This is a genomic window from Neobacillus drentensis (assembly GCF_036965645.1).
Lineage (GTDB): Bacteria > Bacillota > Bacilli > Bacillales > Cytobacillaceae > Neobacillus > Neobacillus drentensis_D.
In genome coordinates, this window is record NZ_JBALPZ010000048.1 from 1 (window position 1) to 16,224 (window position 16,224).

The 16,224-nt window shown below is 37.4% G+C and carries 11 protein-coding genes; 8 read left to right on the forward strand and 3 right to left on the reverse strand.

What is annotated here, in order from left to right; all coding sequences use genetic code 11:
- The first annotated feature begins 150 nt into the window (after window positions 1-150).
- A complete protein-coding gene (locus V7266_RS09960; RefSeq protein ID WP_335467739.1) occupies window positions 151-2,553 on the forward strand; it encodes a hypothetical protein in 2,403 nt (800 codons plus the stop codon).
- 5 nt (window positions 2,554-2,558) lie between these two features.
- On the forward strand, window positions 2,559-3,929 hold the full coding sequence (locus tag V7266_RS09965) for an MFS transporter (RefSeq protein ID WP_335467740.1): 1,371 nt from the start codon (window positions 2,559-2,561) through the stop codon (window positions 3,927-3,929).
- Between the two features lie 74 nt (window positions 3,930-4,003).
- Here V7266_RS09965 and V7266_RS09970 read toward each other — a convergent pair whose 3' ends face one another.
- Window positions 4,004-6,010 carry a catalase gene (locus tag V7266_RS09970; protein WP_335467741.1) on the reverse strand — a complete coding sequence of 669 codons (2,007 nt, stop codon included), beginning with the start codon at window positions 6,008-6,010 and terminating at the stop codon, window positions 4,004-4,006.
- A 160-nt stretch (window positions 6,011-6,170) separates the two neighbouring features.
- Complete coding sequence (locus V7266_RS09975; RefSeq protein WP_335467742.1) at window positions 6,171-6,743, reverse strand: TetR/AcrR family transcriptional regulator; 573 nt, start codon at window positions 6,741-6,743, stop codon at window positions 6,171-6,173.
- A 233-nt stretch (window positions 6,744-6,976) separates the two neighbouring features.
- Between V7266_RS09975 and V7266_RS09980 the strand changes: the two genes are divergently transcribed.
- The 6 genes from V7266_RS09980 to V7266_RS10005 all read left to right on the forward strand — a co-directional run bounded on the left by V7266_RS09980 (window position 6,977) and on the right by V7266_RS10005 (window position 14,864).
- On the forward strand, window positions 6,977-10,060 hold the full coding sequence (locus V7266_RS09980) for an MMPL family transporter (protein WP_335467743.1): 3,084 nt from the start codon (window positions 6,977-6,979) through the stop codon (window positions 10,058-10,060).
- A 277-nt stretch (window positions 10,061-10,337) separates the two neighbouring features.
- Window positions 10,338-11,117, forward strand: coding sequence for a Cof-type HAD-IIB family hydrolase (locus V7266_RS09985; RefSeq protein WP_335467744.1), 780 nt, complete (start codon window positions 10,338-10,340; stop codon window positions 11,115-11,117).
- Window positions 11,118-11,442: 325 nt separating this feature from the next.
- Window positions 11,443-12,138, forward strand: coding sequence for a C39 family peptidase (locus V7266_RS09990; RefSeq protein WP_420491369.1), 696 nt, complete (start codon window positions 11,443-11,445; stop codon window positions 12,136-12,138).
- A 192-nt stretch (window positions 12,139-12,330) separates the two neighbouring features.
- Window positions 12,331-13,311 carry an ABC transporter ATP-binding protein gene (locus tag V7266_RS09995; RefSeq protein ID WP_335467746.1) on the forward strand — a complete coding sequence of 327 codons (981 nt, stop codon included), beginning with the start codon at window positions 12,331-12,333 and terminating at the stop codon, window positions 13,309-13,311.
- A complete protein-coding gene (locus V7266_RS10000; protein ID WP_335467747.1) occupies window positions 13,301-14,074 on the forward strand; it encodes an ABC transporter permease in 774 nt (257 codons plus the stop codon). The genes V7266_RS09995 and V7266_RS10000 overlap by 11 nt, the downstream gene beginning before the upstream one ends.
- A gap of 1 nt (window position 14,075) precedes the next feature.
- Entirely contained in the window at window positions 14,076-14,864 is a 789-nt protein-coding gene (locus V7266_RS10005) for an ABC transporter permease (protein WP_335467748.1), read from the forward strand.
- A 269-nt stretch (window positions 14,865-15,133) separates the two neighbouring features.
- On the opposite strand, the gene glsA is transcribed toward V7266_RS10005, so the two are convergent.
- Window positions 15,134-16,063, reverse strand: coding sequence for a glutaminase A (gene glsA, locus V7266_RS10010; RefSeq protein ID WP_335467749.1), 930 nt, complete (start codon window positions 16,061-16,063; stop codon window positions 15,134-15,136).
- Window positions 16,064-16,224 lie beyond the last annotated feature (161 nt).

A 16,224-nucleotide genomic window follows, 5' to 3' on the forward strand; every position in this document is an offset into this window, starting at 1 on the left:
ATTAAAATACTATATTTTCATTCTTTTTTTTATTTGATATATTTTAGTAGCGGTTAACGCTTACACTTCATTATACCTTTAGATATTGATTAAATGCACTATTATTTAACCGTTTTCTTTTAGGGAACTTTTGAAAAGGAGGTCATTTTTTTGGAGAATAAACAATTCAGAATAGAAATTTCACCGGGTGGAAATTTGACAAATTTAGTATTAAAAGAAGATACTAATAAAATGAATTGGGTGATGGATTCAGCCTATCTAAGTGAAAGTGGATATGATGAAAAAGATAAATTGTTTGGAAATTTTTCTCTAAAAATAGATGGGCAAATAGTAAGTAGTATAGATATATTCCCGACCATATCACAAAATGATGCACAAGCTATTGTCACGTATACTTTTGAACTAGTAGAAGTCATCATGAAATATGATCTAACACAATCAAAAAATCGATTCGTTTGGAATATTACTTTAAGGAATCGTACAGCAAACGACTTGAATATTACTGATTTCGCGATATGGTCTTCTTTTTCTTATGTGATGTACCGTATCAATGATTTGAACTTACAAACTAATCATTCGGCTGCTGTCTTTCCATCAATCTCAAAGAGCTATACGAAGTTGGCATGTGTTCGCAGAAGTAATGAGGCACCTCATTTAGGGATGTATCAAACGAAGGGACAAACGTTATCAGTAGGAACTTATTGTTCTTATAATAATCTATTTTTCGAAAGCGTTTCCCCTTCTTTAGATGGACTTCTTTTTCATCAATTAATTTTAGCTGGCGGATATCCAGAAGGGTTTGAAAACGCTGATTGGTTATATGAAAAAAACGGGTTTATTCTTTCAAGTTTAAGCGAAAAAGAATGGGAATACTCATTAGAGCCTTTTAAAGATCAAAGCGATTTTTATCTGATTGGTCAAAAAAATTATGGCCATCCTATTGTTGATTTCGAACCACTTGCTATTGCGGACCAAAATTATGAATTCGCTTTCGAATTACCTGAACATCAGTATTTGTCAGATGCCTATATGGAATTCTTGGATGCAGCTGGTGAAAGAAAAAGAGAAAATATCTTTGCGGATTTTAAAAATGAAAACAATAAATATCATGCGAACCTCATTTTCACTATACCTGGGGAACATAAGATTACGATTGAAATAAATGATGAAAATTATGATAGCGTTATTCTTAATGTGATGGAACCAATCAAAAAAACAATTGAAAATCGTTCCCACTATATAAGTGATGTGTTATTTAATGGGGGAAAATGTGAAACCCCTTACAGTTACTCGCCTATTTCCAATCAGGGTGAATCTTTAGGGAAATTAAGTCTAGTGTTAAAAAATAATCTGTTGGGAACAACGAATGTCAAGGAAGTTCAAAAAGTAGAGGCTAGCTGTGTTCATTATATTCGTCAAAAGTGGTTCCAAAACGGTGATTTTACAAAACCAAACAAGTTATATGGTGATTTTTACCGATGCATGGATTTCGAATATATTGCTCATGTCTTTTATCTTCTTTCACAGTTTGAAGAGAATATTTTACAGTTACACCATCCGGATACTTACTTATCCTGGGCAGCTGACGTGTTCTCTTTACGGGTGAATCCTGATTTACATGATAACCATCGAGGAAAAGAAGAAGCAGGAATGTTAGGCGTGTTTTTCTTGTACATTGATGAATTAATGGAAGAGCTTAAAAGTCGTGGACTAACGGATAAATATGAAGAAATTAGTTCTTTATGGTTAAAGATCGCGCAGAATGTAGCTATTAATAGTAAAACTTATAAAGCTGCAGTTACTGAGCATTTTTATGATAATGCTGGATTTGGTCCTGCAACAGGAGCATTAGCTAAAACAAATCATTTCGAAGCAGCCAAAAAGTATGGGGAATTAGTACTTGCGAATATTGGATTTTCAAATGATTTCCGTGCTCAAAGCCCTGACCGCTGGTGGGAAGCATTATCCTATATGATTCATTCCTTGTGGGGAGGGGTGACAGCTGCTGCATGTCTTAAGGCGTATGAAGAATTACATGATAGCAGGTACTTAAAAGCTGCCTATCGTGCAACTATCGGCATTCTTTACTGCTATGATACCAATGCAAAGGCGACGGATACGAAGCTAACAACGGGGGAAGCAGCATCTACTTACAGTATAGCCGGCCCTCATATCAATCGGCCTGACTTATCCCGAAACCGATTTGGCCAGTCCACGTTCTATAGAGAGGGAGGCATCTTTACTCGTTTATTCACGAAGGAAGAAGAAACAGCTGATTGGGATATGGGAGAAGAACTAGTCGCCTATTTAGATGGATTTGGGAAAAAGACCTTCTTATATGAAGAAAATGGAACCGTTTCCGTTGTAAATGGCTCGATTGAAGAGACTGACGAAGGACTTTTGATTACTAGTTATGCACCGTATCCAACTGAATATCATTTCTATAACAAAAATTTACATTTCGTTTTAGGAAATGGAGAAACTATTCCACAGGTTTTATTAGTAGACGGGGAATTTAAAATAAAAAAAGAAGAATTACTAACTAGGGAGTGAGATGAATGATGGAGGGAAACACAGCGAAAAAATTAAAAGTCGGTATAAAGGAAGAGACTAACTCCAAATTGTCTTTAAAACGCGTATTAGCTTACGCTAGTACAGACACTGCTGGAAATTTACTATATTGTACACTTACTAGTTTTATTATGTATTTTTACACGGATGTTTTTGGAATTTCAATCGCTTCAGCCGGATTAATTCTGCTCATTGCTCGTATTTTTGACGCTTTGGATGCACCTATTTGGGGATTAGTCATTGACCACACACGAACAAAGTGGGGAAAAAATCGTCCATATTGGCTATGGTTATCGATTCCTTTTGGGCTCATGGTATTTTTAGCTTTTTTAGCTCCAGATTTATCTACAAGTGCCAAGTTTACCTATGCTTTAATCACTTACATTCTTGCTGGAGTCGTCTATACTGGTATTGGAACACCGATCACTGCGATTTTACCGAATTTAACAAATAACTCAACTGAACGTGTTCGGTTAAATTCTTGGAGAAGTAATGGTGGAATGATTGGTTATTTAATTACTGCTTCATTCACTTTACCACTTGTCGAGTTTTTTGGTAAAGGAAATGATAAACTCGGTTTTCAAGTCACCGTAGGCATTTACGCCGTCATTGCCATTGCCTTACTGCTTTTTGCTTTCGCTGGAACGAAGGAAATCAATACAAAAAGTATCAAATCGATTCCTATTAAGCAAAGCTTGGGAGCAGTGAAGGGAAATTGGCCATGGATTACTTTGGTTCTTGCTTTTATCTTCTATTGGTTAGGTAATACAGCTAGAACTTCAACCGTTATATATTATTCAGAATATAATCTTGGTAATAAAAACTTAGCATCAATCTTAAATGGGCTTGTCGTTTTTCAAATGGTATCAATCACGATTCTCCCATTTATTGTTAAAAGATTTCTGAAAACGCATACCCAAATCATCGGATTTGCGATCGCAGCAATTGGTCAAATCATCATTGCTTTTGCCGGAAGCAATGTTTCGATGGTTATCTGTGGATGGGTAGTAGCATCTCTAGGAACAGGTATTGCTGTAACATTACCATTTGCCATGTTATCTGATACGGTTGATTTTGGAGAATGGAAAACTGGTATTCGTGCAAGCGGCTTCTTAACGGCCATTGGCAGTTCGTTTTGTATCAAATTAGGATCTGGTTTAGGAAGTTTCATCCCTTCTATCATTATGGAGAAAGCAGGATATGTAGCAAATGTCACTCAGTCTGCTGCATCATTAGCAGCAATTAAATTTTGCTTTACCTGGCTGCCAGCCATCTTCTTTGTTGTAGGAGCAATAATCATGTTGAACTACATCAAATACGAAAAGAATGAGGCAAATGTGCGTAATCAGTTGTCATAGGGGACGGCCTTAAATTATTTTCATCATAAAATAGAATCAAAGCCCTGAACAGTTTATGTTCAGGGCTTTGTCCTTTATAATGGACGGTCCCAAAATCGTCCCTGTGATATTCCCTCTATGAAGAGAGGAATATCCGCTTTTGATAAATCATAAACACCAGGTGCATCTAACTGTACACGACATCGTTCTAGAGCTTTATTGTCTTTTAAGGCCACTGCAAAAGGTTTAAAGTGTTTATAAGTAGTTTCTATAAATTCCAATATAGGCGGCTCTACTTGGGAATTCGTACTAATTAATAATGCTGCATCAAAAAGACTTGAATCTGCTGTATCAAACGTATCAGTTACTTTTAGTACAGGACTGATCCTATATATCCTTTTGGCAACAATACTATAGTTGATATTAAATTGTGCCAGCGCTTTAATCCAATCCGTTAATTTCTCATCATCGGGTTCACCGTTTACCAAGATAGCTACACTTTTCGTAGCCGGTTGGCTGACGGTTTTTGCCATACTCAGTGCAGGAGACCTTTTATCTGATTTTACTTCAAGATTTTGTTCAGGAAGTTCTGCACCAATATTGTCAGCCACTTCTTCTGCTACTTGCCGGTCAATATGATTTAAAAGGGCCACCACGTTATTCTTAACCATATCCGATTTACATTTGCCAAGCTCAAAGCTTAGAGCATCTTTTAAGTGCTGTTGTTCAATTGGTGAAAGACTGTTGTAGAATAATTTCGCTTGAGAATAGAAATCTAGAAAACTCTCACTTCTTTCTCTTATTTTTCGACCCTCGATTTTTTCCTGATAGGATTGATAGCCTCCTAGTTCAACCGGTGCCGGTTCAGGCTGATTGGCATTTAAACCGTTTCGATGATAGCTTGTTTGTCCTTGATGAATCACCATTTGATGCATTCCATCTCGTTGATTGTTATGAAACGGACATACAGGTTGATTTACTGGGATTTGATGGAAGTTGGGACCTCCCAGGCGGGAAAGCTGTGTATCTGTATAGGAAAATAAACGTCCTTGTAGTAAAGGATCATTTGAAAAATCGATGCCTGGAACTACATGACCGGGATGAAAGGCGACTTGTTCAGTTTCTGCAAAAAAGTTGTTAACATTACGCTTCAAGGTCATTTTACCAACGATCTTAACGGGTACTTCTTCCTCTGGCCATAATTTTGTAGGATCTAAAATGTCAAAATCAAATGTAAACTCATCTTTTTCCGGAATAATCTGCAGGCCGAGCTCCCATTCTGGAAAATCGCCTTTCTCAATCGCTTCATACAGGTCTTGGCGGTGGAAGTCAGGATTTTTACCGGCAATCCTCTGTGCTTCATCCCAGACAAGGGAATGAATCCCAAGGACCGGTTTCCAGTGGAATTTGACAAAATGTGCTTCACCATCTGCATTGATGAGTCGGAAGGTGTGAACACCAAATCCTTCCATCATCCGTAGGCTGCGTGGAATCGCACGGTCACTCATTGCCCACATTACCATGTGGGCTGATTCGTGATTCTGGCCAATAAAATCCCAAAACGTGTCATGAGCGCTCGCACCTTGTGGAATTTCAGTGTGTGGTTCAGGTTTAAGAGCGTGTACAAAGTCAGGGAACTTAATCGCATCTTGAATAAAGAAAACTGGCATATTATTACCGACTAAATCGAAGTTACCTTCATCCGTATAAAATTTGGTCGCAAATCCTCTGACGTCACGAACCGTATCACTCGATCCTCTCGAGCCCTGTACCGTAGAGAAGCGGACAAAAACCGGTGTAGTTTTGGATGTGTTGGTGAGAAAGTCAGCTTTTGTATATTCAACCAAAGATTCATAGAGTTGAAAAATTCCATGGGCCCCTACGCCACGGGCATGAACGACCCGTTCAGGGATCCTTTCATGGTCAAAATGGGTCATCTTTTCTCGAAAATGAAAATCCTCCATTAATGTCGGCCCTCTTACCCCAACCTTTAAAGAAAACTCGTCTTCAGACACTTTTAGCCCTTGGTTGGTAGTCAAAGGAGCTGCTTTTTCATTATTGACGGAATAAATTTCTAATTGAACCGCTTTTTTATTTTCCATAGGGATCCTCCTTGCAAATATATGTATCCACATAAAAATAGACTAGGAAAATATATTTCCCACTCCTTCGGTACCCTTTTTAAAGGAAAGTGAAACGTTTTTGAACGATGCAATTTACAAGGAGGACTGCGGAAAACCCAGGTATATGACAGTTGTTTCTTTATTGGCATTTGTTTATATTATTAATTTTTGAACCGTACATACTTTCTAAGATTTGTATTACTTCTTCAGTAGGAATTTTCATATCATCATTAATCCATTTTCGAATGATCTCAATCGTTCCTCCTGTTATATAAGTGAAAAAATATTCTAATTGAGTCTCGTTAGCATGAGGAAACTGTTTTTTTGTTTCTTCAATTGTTTTTTCATAAGCATAATTTAAAATGGTAGTTAGAACATGAGAGCTATTTTTTTCATTAAAAATAATTTTACAAAGGTCTATATTTTCAAGTATTAAATTAAAAATTCCATTAAGGATATTTTGAAGGTATTCGTCTCCTGAAATATTAATGGCACTCATCATTTTCTCGATCATTTCTTCCTCGATACTCCTCATTAAATCAAAAGGATCATTGTAATAAGAATAAAATGTTCCACGATTAATATTTGCAACTTTGCAGATATCGGTTACGGTAATTTTGTTTAGGGTTTTTTCTTTAAGCAGGAGTAAAAAAGCATCTATAATGACTTTTTTACTGTACAATGTTCTTCGGTTTCCTTTGATCCCAACCATGTAGTGTTCCTCCTAAATAGAAATGAAATCATTGTGGTTTTATCGAACAAAATAAAAAGAAATGTCTATTTAATAACACAAGTTCTGAAATTGCTTATTGTTAGGTGTAATCAGATTTAATATACTTTTTTTACGCCATTAAATCAACATAGTGTTTGAATAATAACTACTTGTTTTAATGTATTGTATGGGGAAATAACCAACTTAAACGAAGACAACAGGGAGGATAAAAGGTGAGAAAGATAATAAAGAGCCGTTGGGCTATATTCTCATTATGGCTAATTGCGACGATCATACTTACAGTCATTCAGCCAGACATCAATGCCATACTGCGACAAAAAGGGCAGCAAGGAGCAAATAGTAAAAGTCCCTCGGTCATCGCAGATAATATCTTAAAAAAGCTTGATACTGCTAAAGGAACCAATGACCTTATCGTTTTTTATGATAAAGATAAGATTTCAGATGATGAAATGAACAAAATTGGTGATGCTGTAAAGACAATTAGCGATAGCAGCAAAGAGCTAGGTATTACAAATATGATCGACCCCTTTAGTATGCCTGACGCCAAAAGTTCTTTAGTTTCTAAAGATGGCACTACACTTATGGTCAGCTTTAAGCTTGATAAGAAATCAAGAGAAGTAGATGAGATTAAAAACGAACTAGATAGCAAACTTAGTAAAGTACCTGTGGAATACTACTTAAGCGGTGAAGACTTCATCAATAATGATTATTTAAAAGCGTCTCAAGGCGGGGTAGAGAAGAGTGCAGCATTGACCGTTATCTTTATTTTAGTCGTACTAATCATTGCGTTTCGGTCAGTCGTTACTCCTTTGATTTCATTAGTGGCTGTAGCCTTTTCCTATCTTTGTTCCATGGGAATTGCAGCGCAATTAATTGATAAAGCAGGATTTCCGATTACTAGTCTTACGCAAATGCTCCTAATCCTGATCCTCTTTGGGATTGGTACGGATTACAACATCCTTCTTTTTAATCGCTTTAGGGAGGAGCTTTCCCATGGCCACTCTATTGATGATGCGATTGTAAATACTTATAAAACAGCAGGTAAAACGATAGCCTACAGTATTCTCACTGTTTTTATTGCTTTCCTTGCTCTCGTTTTTGCCGAATCGCCTATTTATAAATCAGGTGTTGTGGTGGTAATTGGTGTAACGATCCTATTGTTGGAAATATTGACCCTAACACCTTTCATCATGAAAGTATTAGGTCAAAAACTTTTCTGGCCTTCCAAAAATGTAGGTGGACATAAGGAAAACAAGTTCTGGGGTAAGACATCCTCTTTTGCAACAAAGCATCCGATTTTACCAGTGGTATTTATTCTTTTAATCATAGGACCGATGGTATATCTACACGAGGAAAAGCTTAATTTTGATACCATTGGAGAACTTGGAAATAAATATCCTTCCTCTCAAGGTTTTAACTTAGTTGCGGACCATTTTGGTAAGGGTCAGGCCATGCCGGCTACGGTTGTCATTGAAAATAGTAAAGCCCTTGATAATAATGAATCTCTTGCCGTAGTGGATAACATAACTGAAAGACTCAAGAGCATTAAAGGAGTAAAGCAAGTTTCATCGGCCACACAACCTCTAGGAAAGCAAATAGATGATTTTTACGTCGACAGTCAAATGGGGTCGGTTACGGATGGAATTTCAAAAACTCAAGATGGTGTGGATCAAATAAACGAAGGATTAAAGCTGGCTCAAGAAAAGCTTGGATCAGCAGACTTTTCCAAGGTCAGCCAAATGGTAGATGGTACGGCAAAGCTTCAAGATGGAATGACAGCCTTAACCAATGGATTAAAGCAAATCCAAGCTGGTATTGATGATGGGGCAAATAATTCACGAACGATAAGTAACGGTATGGCTGCCATAGAAACGAATCTCTCTAAGATGAGCAGCGGCGTAGCAGTGTTAGCTGATAATTATGGAAAAATGCAGGCAGGTTACAAAGAAATGGGAACCCATTACCAAGATGCTGCACAAGCTCTTCTTGGTGTAAAAAGTGCGCTCTCTCAAATGCAATTAATGGTGGCTGCTTTAGGTTCTAGTTATGCAGATTCAGAGAGTGATGCTAATTACCAAGCATTAAAGCAAACAATCAATCAGTTATCATCATCATTAAGTCCTATTACACCTGAAGGAATAAAGGCATTAAATGAAAATTATAATGCAGTAACAACTGGATTTGGTACAGCAAATAAAAATCTTGCCACCATGGGCAGCGGTTTATCCCAAATGGCAGCTGGTTTGAAAAAACTTGAAAGAGGCCTTGGGAAAGCTTCCTCAGGAATAGGCACTATAGTCACGAATATGAATAATGTATCCGATGGGCTTGGCCAAATGAAATCAGGACAGGAGCAGCTTGTAGCTGGTCTCAATGGTTTCAGTACTTTTGGGCAAAAGCTATCAGATGTAAATGATGGGTTAAAGCAAATTTCTGATGGACTGGGACAGACAAATGGTTTCTTAACACAATTTAAAACTAATAAAACCTTCTTTATTCCGAAAGAAGCGTTGACGGACAAAGATTTCAAAAAATCATTAGATGTATTCATGTCCAATGATAGAAAAATCACAAAGATGACAATCGTTTTGAAAGCTGATCCTTATTCCAAAGAAGCTTTAAGTACGATCAATAAAATAAATTCTACTGTTTCTGATGGACTTAAAGGCACTAGCCTTTCAATAGCAAAGTCTGGTGTATCAGGACCAAGTGCTACCACAAACGATATGAATAATATTCTAAGCCGCGATCTGAATAAAACAACAGCTATCGTGATTATTGGAGTATTACTGGTGCTGTTCTTTGTGATAAGATCCTTCTGGATACCGGTGTTCATTACTGGATCCCTTGTAGGAGCATACTATACAGCCATGTTCATGATCAATTATATTTTCATAGATTTGTTAGGGTATGAAGGAATATCTTCTTTCGTTCCATTCTTCTCTTTCATCATCATTGTAGCCTTGGGAGTTGACTACAGTATATTCCTCATGATGCGCTTTAAGGAATATCCACAGTTGTCACCAAAAGAGGCAATCGTGTTAGCTTCTAGGCATACCGGCGGGGTCATCATTTCGGCAGTCATCATCCTTGGCGGTACCTTTGCTACACTTATGCCTTCCGGAATACTGCTTTTGTTTGAATTGGCTATAGCTGTCATTACAGGCCTCGTAGTCCTGTGCTTTATCCTGCTGCCAGTCTTTTTGCCGGCGATGATTGCTCTTCCAGATGCACTTAGAAATTTATTTTCTAGAAAAAAGGAAGAAAATTTAGGGTTGGAGGAAAAAGTAATATAACAGCCAAGTTTATACTGCAAGAGTCCCTAAGTAGGTGAAGCTAATGAGCTTCATCTACTTTTTTGGTTTTAATTTGATAATTTTCCACTTATCTCTATCTTGTGTATATATTTGCAAACTTTATTTGATGATTCTCTAAGTTCAGGTTAAACTAGTTGAATGAGGACTGGATTCAGTTACTAATTATAATTAATGAAAAGTACATGCATTTAATGTAAAACAACGTAACATTACTAATTCAGAAACTAGGAAAATAACATTGAAAGTTGGAGCCAAAATGATGAATCGAAGTATTATTTTTTTTGATATTGATGGAACTTTGCTTAACCATGATAAAAAATTGCCTCTTTCAACGAAAGAATCTATTTTTAAGTTAAAAGAACTTGGTCATGAAGTAGCGATTGCAACTGGGCGAGCTCCGTTTATGTTCGAGGATTTACGAAAAGAATTAGAGATTGACACCTATGTTAGTTATAACGGCCAATATGTTGTCTTAAAAGGGGAAGAAGTATATCGAAATCCATTAAACATATTATCCCTTGAAAAGTTAACAGAAACAGCTCTACAAAACAATCATCCTGTCGTCTTTATGGACCATGAGGACATGAGAGCTAACGTGCCAGAGCATACATACATCACAGAGAGCATTGCCACTTTAAAAATTGGCCGTTTCCCGACGCATGATCCGCATTATTACAAAGGGCGGGAGTTATTTCAATCACTCCTTTTTTGTCCAGAAGGGGAAGAAAAACAATATGAGCAAGAGTTTCATGATTTTGATTTTGTAAGATGGCATCCAGTTTCAGTGGATGTTTTACCAAAGGGGGGTTCAAAAGCCCAAGGAATTAAAAAAATCGTTGACAGTATCGGTATTCCACCAGAACGACAATATGCCTTTGGAGATGGTCTCAATGATATGGAAATGCTCACAACGATTCAAAATAGTGTAGCGATGGGGAATGCTGAAGAAATAGTAAAGGCCGCAGCTAAACATGTAACAAAATCGGTTGAAGAAAATGGAATTCGCCATGGTCTTCAAATGGTAGGTCTTTTATAAGTACATACTGATTATCTAAAAAACCGGAAATATAAAGTTTTTATTCAAAACTTTGTATTTTTCGGTTTTTTTTTTGCAAAAAAACTGACTCATTCTTAAAGCACCTTTAATTAAGGATGTGGCAGAAGATCAATTATATTAAGTTTACATTAAGATTAAAGTGGTAGGATTCGAGTTGTTAGAATGCTTTCGGTTCGGAATAGAGAGAGGGGTATCTTAATTGAAATTAAAAATTCTTGCTGTTTTATGTGCTTTGGGATTACTCATTAGTGTTGGTTATGTGAGAGCACAAAAAACAGATTCTACCACGAATACAACAGAAACTATACAAGATGAACAAAATGGCACAGTCGAAACTGTTTCAAATACAAATGGAGCCCAGGAAAATGAGGCCCAGAATGAAGAGCAAAATGAAGTTCAAGTTCAGAATGGAAAAATAGTAATTGATAATGTACCGCAAATTCAGCAGATGCCGGAATTGCCACGGGGATGTGAAGTAACTAGTCTAGCCATGCTTCTCCAATATGCAGGGGTTTCAGTCGATAAACTGACGCTGGCAAAAGAAATAAATACCATCCCTTTTCGTGATCAAAATGGTCTCCATGGAAATCCAAATGTGGGGTTTGTTGGTGATATCTACTCATTTGATAACCCGGGATATGGAGTATACCATGGTCCAATTGCCGATTTAGCTGAATCCTATCTCCCAGGGAGAATACTAGATTTAACAGGTCAAAGTATTGATTCTGTTTATAATATGGTAAAACAAGGCTCACCTGTTTGGGTTATTACCAATTCCAGATTTGCCTCACTTCCTGAAAGTGAATTTTCCATTTGGAATACACAAACTGGGAATGTCCAGATTACCTATAGAGAGCATAGTGTTTTAGTAGTGGGGTATGACGACAATTATGTTTATTTGAACGACCCATTAGCGGATCAACCACATAAAACTGTGTCAAAAGCTAGTTTTGAAGAATCGTGGATTCAAATGGGAAAACAAGCTGTCAGTTATCAATAGTAATTAAATCTTTATGTGTGAGCACGAAAAACAAAAAGGTTCTTTCTAAAAATAAGAAATGCATAACCTTGAACCATTTGTTTAAAATTTCCAACAAGTAGTAAGAAGTTCCTGGATTTTTATGCTTGTAATCCTTCAATTTTAAAAACTATACTTATAGAGTGAAATCATTATTTAATCGTTGGAGGAAACATGTCTATTCAAGTTCAAAATTTAAATAAATCTTTCAGGGTCCATGTCAGGCAGGAGGGCTGGACAGAAGCTTTACGCAGTTTATTCAAACGTGAATATCAAACCGTTCATGCAGTGAAGGACGTGTCCTTCAGCATTAATACGGGTGAAATTGTAGGATTTTTAGGGCCGAATGGAGCAGGAAAAACGACCACTATTAAGATGTTAGCCGGTTTGCTGCATCCTACTTCCGGCCAAATCAAAGTGAATGGTTTTAAACCACAGGAACAGAAGAATGAATACAAAAAAATGATGAGTTTGGTCATGGGGCAGAAGAGTCAATTGATTTGGGATATCCCCCCGATGGAGACTTTTCTAGTAAATAAAAGCGTCTATGAAATTGACGAAAAAGTGTTTCGTCAAACCTTGGATGAATTGGTTGAATTACTAGAATTAGCCCCTTTACTTGGTAAACCCGTACGAAATTTGAGTCTCGGTCAGCGCATGAAATGCGAATTAGCCGCTTCATTATTACATCGTCCATCCATTCTTTTTTTAGATGAACCGACAATTGGCTTGGATGTGGATACCCAGGAAAAAGTACGCCAATTCATTGCCAAATATAATCGTGAACATAAAACAACGATTCTTCTAACCTCTCATTATATGGGAGATGTCACGGCACTTTGTGAGCGAGTGTTAATCATTAATCACGGAAAACTACTCTATGACGGAGAGCTGCAAGTTTTAACGGAAAGATTAACTCCATATAAATTGTTAGAGGTTCGTCTTCCTTCAGGCTCACATGGTCGATGGGAATCATTCGGAGATGTGGTTTCTTTTGAAGATGGGAAATTGACACTTCGAGTCGCAAGGGATCGTGTACCGATTGTCTCATCTGAACTACTGGCTAATTTTGAAATCAATGACCTAAATATACAAGATCCACCGATGGAAGAAGTGATTACCTTGGCTTTCCAGGAGGAATCCCATGATCACTAAATATCGGGCCATTTTACGGATGAAATATGTGGAGATGTTTTCTTATCAGCTATCGACGATGGTCTGGATGTTTGGTACGATGATCCAACCCTTAATTACTATGATGGTGTGGATGAATATTTATCCAGATCAAGGAGATTCTTTTACTTTATATTTTATATCTCTGATAATGGTAGAGCGCTTGACAAGTGCTTGGGACGTTTGGGAAATGGATCGGCAGATAAGGGAAGGGACGTTCTCCTATCAAATTGTTCGGCCTTATCATCCGATTCATTGGGCGATTGCTGAAAATATTGTTTATAAAGGTTTGTTTTTAGTCATACTTGTGCCATGTTGGATTATTCTATCCATCTTTATTCCTTCTCTTCAGTTACATCTCTCACTCAGCCAATGGGGACTATTTTTAGCTGCGCTGTTATTAGGAGCAATTATTCGATTTGCTTTTAGTTTTATGTTTGGCATATTGGGTTTTTGGATGACCAAAGTGACAGCTGTCTATGCCACATTCGAAACGGTATCGTTATTTATTTCGGGCCAAATTGCGCCGTTTTCTCTTTTACCGCCTGTGGTGAAACAAATCAGTACCTTCTTACCATATCGCTATATGATTGGATTTCCTTTAGAAATTCTAACTGAGTCAGCCGATTCGCAAACACTAATGGTTGGATTTATCGGTTCTTTCATTTGGACTGTACTTCTCATTGTTGCAATAGGCTGGTTATGGAAGGCTGGATTAAAGAAAAATCAAGCAGTGGGAGGATAACATGAGGCGATATTGGACGATATTTAAAGAATTTTTTCGAACTTGTCTGGTAGAGGAACTCGAGTATCGCAGCGAGTTTATTGGAAATCTCTTTTCCAGTTTATTTGGTATTATTGTATCAATTTTGATGGTGCAAATCTTTTTCTATCAAACGGATCAATTGGGGGGATGGGCATATGCTGAAGTTCTGATTCTTCTTGGTATTTTTAATACCTTGCAAGGACTGATTGATTTTGCTCTTCGTCCCAATATGCCGAGACTGCTTTTGCATATTCGGATGGGAACGTTAGATTATGTGCTTGCAAAGCCTGTTGATAGCATGTTTTTCGTGAGTCTGAGGCATATGGTTTTCTGGCGGCTGATTGATGTCCTATTAGGTTTTGGACTAATTATTTATGGTCTTGTTCAAAAACATTTCATACCGTCTTTACTTGATGTCGGGTTCTTTTTAATTAGCATAATGGCTGCCTTATTGATTATTTATTCTTTATGGATGTTACTGATGACCACTGCCTTTTGGGTAATTCGGATGGATGATTTGTCTTTCTTGTTTAGTTCTTTCTTTGAAACAACTCGGTTTCCTATCACCATGTATAAAGGGTGGCTGCGTATGGCCTTAACGTATGTATTACCTGCCGCTTTTCTTACGTTTACCCCGGCAAGTTCTTTAATCGGTAAATGGGATGGCGTCACTACTGCGGCATCACTCATTGTTGCTGTAGTATTCTTTTGGCTGGCTCGTCGATTCTGGAAGTTTGCACTAGCGAATTATACGAGTGCGAGTAGTTAAAATTATAGTAGATCATATCCCCCGAAGTAAAAAGAAAACAAGAGATACAGAGGATAAGGGTGGTTCATAACCCCTGAAGGAAAAAGAAATTAAGAGATACAGGGGATAAGGGCGGTTCATAACCCCTGAAGGAAAAAGAAAACAAGAGATACAGAGGATAAGAGCGGTTTATATCCCCCGAAGGAGAAATAATCAGATACTACAGCAGATAAGAGGCGTGGATAAACATTCCATGCCTCTTATTTTTTCGTTTTAAGGGAAAAACACCTTTAAAACATACTTAACCGATAATTTCTAGATAAAAGTTCCAATAGTTTAATTCCGGCCACACTGTTACCTTTTTCATCCAGTGAAGGACCAAAGATTCCGATTCCAAATTTTCCAGGCACAGCCCCCATGATCCCGCCTGATACGCCACTTTTAGCTGGAATACCAATCTTAATGGCGAATTCTCCTGATGCATTATACATTCCACACGTAACCATAAATGTTTTACAGATTCGCGCTACATCCTCATGTATAATCTGTTTTTCAGTTAGAGGATCTTTTCCATCCATTGCAAAGATCATACCGATCCTGCCTAAATCCAGACAATTCATTTCGATCGCACATTGCTTTGTGTATAAATCTAACAATGTTTCAACATCTTCAGTGATGATTTGATGCTGCTTCAAAAAATAACATAATGCCCGATTTAAATCTGCCGTTTCGAATTCAGAGCGGGCGACCTCCTTACAATAGCCAATGGCAGGGTCGTCTGCCAATTCACGTATAAAGCCTAATAAACGCTGAAGCCGATCTTCTGCTGAATTTCCTTTTATCATATGGGTTACCACAAGTGCACCTGCATTGATCATAGGGTTTAAGGGCTTAGCTGGTGCCATTGTTTCCAATTTGGCAATTGAATTAAAAGGGTCTCCAGTCGGTTCCATTCCAACCCGCTCAAAAACATATTGAAAGCCTCTTTCCATAAGAACAAATGCTAAGCTTATCACCTTTGAGATACTTTGCAGTGTAATCTTTTTATCAATATTTCCAGCTGAAATGCATCTTCCGTCAGGATAATGGATCGCAATAGACAAATCCTCTGGATTTGCTTTACCCAGCTCGGGAATATAGTCTGCCACCTTGCCATATGTTGTATATCTTTTGGCTTCTTCCACTAATCGCTTTAATTCGCCACTTGTTTTACATGGCATAATGCATCACCCATAGTAGTTTTGCCTATGAATTTACGTTCATACATGTACTCATCATAAGAAGATAAAATGGTTAACAAATTTAAAAGGATAGTTAATTATTCAGAAAGTTATGAAATAATTGTAAAAGGATGAATCCTTGAAAAAAATCTTAAATTACT

What these genes read in the sequence shown, in the direction of transcription:
- V7266_RS09965 (WP_335467740.1), top strand. Translation starts at nt 2,559, where the DNA reads ATGATGGAGGGAAACACAGCGAAAAAATTAAAAGTCGGTATAAAGGAA.
- V7266_RS09970 (WP_335467741.1), bottom strand. Translation starts at nt 6,010, where the DNA reads ATGGAAAATAAAAAAGCGGTTCAATTAGAAATTTATTCCGTCAATAAT.
- V7266_RS09975 (WP_335467742.1), bottom strand. Translation starts at nt 6,743, where the DNA reads ATGGTTGGGATCAAAGGAAACCGAAGAACATTGTACAGTAAAAAAGTC.
- V7266_RS09985 (WP_335467744.1), top strand. Translation starts at nt 10,338, where the DNA reads ATGATGAATCGAAGTATTATTTTTTTTGATATTGATGGAACTTTGCTT.
- V7266_RS09995 (WP_335467746.1), top strand. Translation starts at nt 12,331, where the DNA reads ATGTCTATTCAAGTTCAAAATTTAAATAAATCTTTCAGGGTCCATGTC.
- V7266_RS10000 (WP_335467747.1), top strand. Translation starts at nt 13,301, where the DNA reads ATGATCACTAAATATCGGGCCATTTTACGGATGAAATATGTGGAGATG.
- V7266_RS10005 (WP_335467748.1), top strand. Translation starts at nt 14,076, where the DNA reads ATGAGGCGATATTGGACGATATTTAAAGAATTTTTTCGAACTTGTCTG.
- glsA (WP_335467749.1), bottom strand. Translation starts at nt 16,063, where the DNA reads ATGCCATGTAAAACAAGTGGCGAATTAAAGCGATTAGTGGAAGAAGCC.